This is a genomic window from Streptomyces sp. NRRL WC-3549 (genome assembly GCF_000721935.1).
In the GTDB taxonomy this organism is placed as follows: domain Bacteria; phylum Actinomycetota; class Actinomycetes; order Streptomycetales; family Streptomycetaceae; genus Streptomyces.
Genome location: NZ_KL585389.1, coordinates 133,345 through 136,714 on the forward strand (window position 1 = coordinate 133,345; position 3,370 = coordinate 136,714).

At 74.8% G+C, this 3,370-nt stretch carries 3 protein-coding genes and 1 pseudogene; all 4 read left to right on the top strand.

Annotated features, from left to right (window positions below; translation table 11 throughout):
• Positions 1 to 272 (top strand): annotated as a pseudogene (locus IH13_RS0107960) (ABC transporter substrate-binding protein); the annotation flags it as partial.
• 145 nt (positions 273 to 417) lie between these two features.
• Positions 418 to 684, top strand: a complete 267-nt coding sequence (locus IH13_RS0107965; protein ID WP_031082321.1) for a type B 50S ribosomal protein L31 — start codon at positions 418 to 420, stop codon at positions 682 to 684.
• A 138-nt stretch (positions 685 to 822) separates the two neighbouring features.
• Positions 823 to 1,773 carry a carbohydrate kinase family protein gene (locus IH13_RS0107970; RefSeq protein WP_031082323.1) on the top strand — a complete coding sequence of 317 codons (951 nt, stop codon included), beginning with the start codon at positions 823 to 825 and terminating at the stop codon, positions 1,771 to 1,773.
• A 37-nt stretch (positions 1,774 to 1,810) separates the two neighbouring features.
• Positions 1,811 to 3,370, top strand: a 1,560-nt coding sequence (locus IH13_RS0107975; RefSeq protein WP_031082325.1) for an acyl-CoA dehydrogenase family protein, incomplete at its 3' end; no start/stop codon positions are given.

Here is a 3,370-nt window from a genome sequence, read left to right on the forward strand (position 1 = left end):
GGGTCGGCCTGGTCGCCCCGGAGGAGGGGCCCGGGGTCAACTGGTCCACCGGCGGCTGGGACCGGGCGGCGGCCCTGGGGCCCGGCATCGTCCTGACGGACATCCGTTCGAACGCGGTCCCGCTCGACGGGATCGAGGACCCGGACTGGGCGGCGGCCCGTGAAGGGGCGCTCACCGTGCCGTGGAACCCGGAGCCCCTGTGCAGTCCGCAGGCGCTGGCGCGCTTCCTGGTGCTGGTGGCGGACGCGGTGGAGGCGGCCCGGGCGGCCTGACGGCCCTCCCGAACCGTCTTCGCGAAGGGACGTCCGGGAAGTGGGTGACCGGCTCCGGTCTCCGTGCCCGCTGCTCCGTACGGACGGAGCGATCCTGGGTACCCCCGGCAAGCGACCGTCCACACCTCCAGCAGCAGGAGCAGGCATGCAGCAGGACAAGCACCCGGCCTACCGTCCGGTGGTCTTCCGCGACCGTTCCGCCGGCTACGCCTTTCTGACCCGGTCCACCGCGTCCAGCGAGCAGACCATCGACTGGGACGACGGCAACAGCTACCCCGTCATCGACGTCGAGATCTCCGCCGAGAGCCATCCCTTCTTCACCGGCAGGGCGCGGGTGGTCGACACCGAGGGGCAGGTCGCCAAGTTCGAGCGCCGCTACGGCGAGGAGAAGCCCGGGGGCGACGCCTCCTGACCCCGCACGACCGTCCCGTGGGCGGGGGCGGGGGCGGCGTCCCCCGCGCACAGGGCACAATCGGCGGCGGAGCGTCCGGCGGCCACGGCCGGCCCGGGCGCCCTGCCGCCGGCGCATTTTCCCAGGAGAGCCGCCCGTATGCCCGAGAGACCCGACCTGCTGATCATCGGTGAATGCGTCGCCGACATTGTCCGGCGGCCGGACGAGGCGGACCGGGTCCACCCCGGAGGCAGCCCCGCCAACGTCGCCTACGGACTGGCCCGGCTGGGGCACGGCACCACTCTGCTCACCCAGCTCGGCCCCGACGCCCACGCCCGGCTGATCAGGGATCACCTGGTCTCGGCCGGGGTCCGGGTGCTCACCGACGGCGGTGGCTCACCCACCCCGGCCGCCGTCGTGAGCCTGGACGACGCCGGGCGTGCCACGTACACCTTCGACGTCACCTGGACCCTCGCCGCCCCCGAGGCCCACCGGCCGCCGCCCCGGCACGTGCACACCGGGTCGATCGCCGCCGTCATGGAACCCGGCGCCGGCACCGTCCTGGACGCCGTCGAAGCGCTCGGCGCGACCGCGACCGTCAGCTACGACCCCAACATCCGGCCCGAGCTGATGGGCACTCACGCCGACGCGGTCCGCAAGGCCGAGCGGTGTGTCGCCCTCAGCGACGTCGTCAAGGCCAGCGACGAGGACCTGGAATGGCTCTACCCGGGCGAGCCGCCCGAGGAGGCCGCCGCGCGCTGGCTCCGTTCCGGACCGGCACTCGTCCTCGTCACACGCGGTGCCGACGGGGCCCTGGCCGTCCTGCCCGGCGGAGAGACGCGCGTCGGCGCCCCACGCGTGCGGGTCGCCGACACCGTGGGCGCCGGCGACGCGTTCATGTCCGGCACCCTGCACGCGCTCGCCGCCCACGGACTCCTCGGCCCGGAGGGCAGGGCGCGGCTGCGCACCCTGGGCCCGGACACGCTCGGCGACGTGCTGCGCCACGCGGTGGCGTCGGCCGCGGTGACCGTCTCCCGGGCCGGCGCCCTGCCGCCCGACACGCGGGAGCTCGCGGCGGCGCTGACCGGCGTTCCCGCACCCGGGCCCTGACGGTGTCCTCGCCCCTACCCCGATCGTTCATCACTGCATGACCGTGACCCTTACCCCGACCGCTCCACCGTCCACCGTCGAACTGCTGACCGGGGCCCTCCTCGGCAGCGGATACCGTCACGAACACGGTTTCTGGCAGCGGCTGATCAGCACAGAACCGTTCCGCCGCCCGGCCGGCGGGACCCCCGAAGAGCGACTGGCCCTGGCCTACGAGCGCCTGCGCGTCCTGAACCGCTCCCTCGACAGCGGGGCACGCCTCGCGGCCGACCCGCGCGCACTGGCGGCCCTGCACGAATGGGTGGCCCCGGTGGACCCCGCGCTCGCCACCGTGGCGGGCATCCACTACAACCTCTTCCTCGGCAGCCTCCTCGACCACGACCCCGTGGGCCGCCGGGACCTGTCCGAGTACCTGGCGATGCGGCGCATCGGTACCTTCCTCTGCACGGAGGTGGCACACGGCAACGACGCCGCCGCCATGGAGACCACCGCCACCTACGACCGCGCACGCGACGGCTTCGTCCTGCACACCCCGCACGCCGGAGCGCAGAAGTTCATGCCGAACACCGGCCCGGTCGGCGGCCCGAAGAGCGGGCTGGTCGCCGCCCGCCTGCTGGACGAGGGGACGGACCACGGCATCCGCCTCTTCCTGGTGCCGCTGACCGACGGTGAGAAGCCCCTGCCCGGCGTCCGGGTACGCCCGCTGCCGGCCAGGATGGGCAGCCCCGTCGATCACTGCCTGACCTCGTTCGACGGGCTGTTCGCCGGCCGGGACGCGCTGCTCGGCGCGTACGACGGTCACGGCTCGCAGGACCCCGGCACCCTGCGCGCCGAGCGCCGCCGGCGCTTCCTGGCCTCCATCGGGCGGGTCGTCCCCGGCCGGATCTCGATGAGCGCCTGCGCCGCGGGCTCCGCGCGGGCGGCGCTCGCCGTCGCCGTCCGCTACGGGGGACACCGGACGATCTCCGCGGCACGCGGCACCCGGCAGGTGCCGGTCAACGCCTACCGGACCCACCACGGCCCGCTCGCCTCGGCACTGGCGACCGTCTTCGCGATGAGCCTGCTCCACCGCCGCGCGCTGGACCGCTGGGAGCTCTGCACCGAGGACGGCCGGGAGGAGGCGGAACGGCTGGTCGCGGTCGCCAAGGCGTGGATCACCTGGCAGGCCCGCGCCGTCATCGTCCAGAGCCGCGAACGCTGCGGTGCCCAGGCACTGCTGGAGAACAACGGCATGACCGAACTGGTCACCGGGATCGAAGGCGCCGTCACCGCCGAGGGCGACAACATCGCGCTGTACGCCAAGGCCGCGGGCGAACTGCTCGTCGCCGCCCGGCCCGCTCCGGACGCCGTGTCCCACGACCCCGCGACGGGCGACCTCACCGACCCCGGTTTCCTGCACCGGCTCCTGGCGGCGGTCGAGGACATCTGGTTCACCCGGGCCGGTGAACGGGCCCTGCGGCTGCCCGACGGCGACCGGCTCGCCCGCTGGAACGCGGCGTCCGGTCCCGCCCTCCGGGGCGTCGAGGCCCACGCCTACCGGCAGGCCGCCGAAGCGTACGCGGAGGCCCGCGCCGCACTGCCGCACGGAGCGGCCCGGGAC